This is a genomic window from Brevundimonas sp. SL161, from assembly GCF_049896985.1.
GTDB lineage: Bacteria > Pseudomonadota > Alphaproteobacteria > Caulobacterales > Caulobacteraceae > Brevundimonas.
The window spans coordinates 1-1,148 of the sequence record NZ_JAFCVJ010000077.1 but is presented as its reverse complement, the minus strand read 5'-3'; the positions used below and the strand labels follow the sequence as shown (position 1 = coordinate 1,148).

Here is a 1,148-nt window from a genome sequence, read left to right as displayed (position 1 = left end):
ATGGCCAAGGAAAAGTTCGAACGTAACAAGCCGCATTGCAACATCGGCACGATCGGTCACGTGGACCACGGCAAGACGACGCTGACGGCTGCGATCACGATGGTTCTGGCCAAGGCCAGCGGCGGCAAGGCGATGAACTACGCCGACATCGACGCGGCGCCGGAAGAAAAGGCCCGCGGCATCACGATCAACACCGCGCACGTGGAATATGAGACGGCTGCCCGTCACTATGCCCACGTCGACTGCCCCGGCCACGCCGACTATGTGAAGAACATGATCACCGGCGCCGCCCAGATGGACGGCGCGATCCTGGTGGTTTCGGCCGCCGACGGCCCGATGCCCCAGACCCGCGAGCACATCCTGCTGGCCCGTCAGGTCGGCGTGCCCGCCTTGGTCGTGTTCATGAACAAGGTCGACCTGGTCGACGACGCCGAGCTGCTCGAGCTGGTCGAGATGGAAGTGCGCGAGCTGCTTTCGTCCTACCAGTTCCCGGGCGACGACATTCCGATCACCATGGGTTCGGCCAAGGCCGCGACCGACGGCGTGAACCCGGAAATCGGCGAGCAGCAGGTGCTGGCCCTGATGCAGACCGTCGACGACTACATCCCGCAGCCGGCCCGTCCCCTGGACCTGCCGTTCCTGATGCCGGTGGAAGACGTCTTCTCGATCTCGGGCCGCGGCACCGTGGTCACGGGCCGTATCGAAAAGGGCATCGTCAAGGTCGGTGAGGAGGTCGAGATCGTCGGCATCCGTCCGGTCCAGAAGACGACCTGCACGGGCGTGGAAATGTTCCGCAAGCTGCTGGACCAGGGCCAGGCGGGCGACAACGTCGGCGTGCTGCTGCGCGGCACCAAGCGTGAAGACGTCGAGCGCGGCCAGGTCCTGTGCAAGCCGGGCTCCATCACGCCCCACACCAAGTTCGTCGCCGAAGCCTACATCCTGAACAAGGAAGAGGGCGGCCGTCACACGCCGTTCTTCACCAACTACCGCCCGCAGTTCTACTTCCGCACCACGGACGTGACGGGCATCGTTCAGTTGAAGGAAGGCGTCGAGATGATCATGCCCGGCGACAACGCCGAGCTGAACGTCGAACTGATCACCCCGATCGCCATGGACCAGGGCCTGCGCTTCGCCATCCGTGAAGGCGG

1 protein-coding gene is annotated in these 1,148 nt (G+C 64.6%); it reads left to right on the top strand.

The features are described 5' to 3' along the window. On the top strand, window positions 1-1,148 hold a 1,148-nt coding region (tuf, locus tag ACP7AU_RS17685), incomplete at both ends, for an elongation factor Tu (RefSeq protein WP_426052275.1).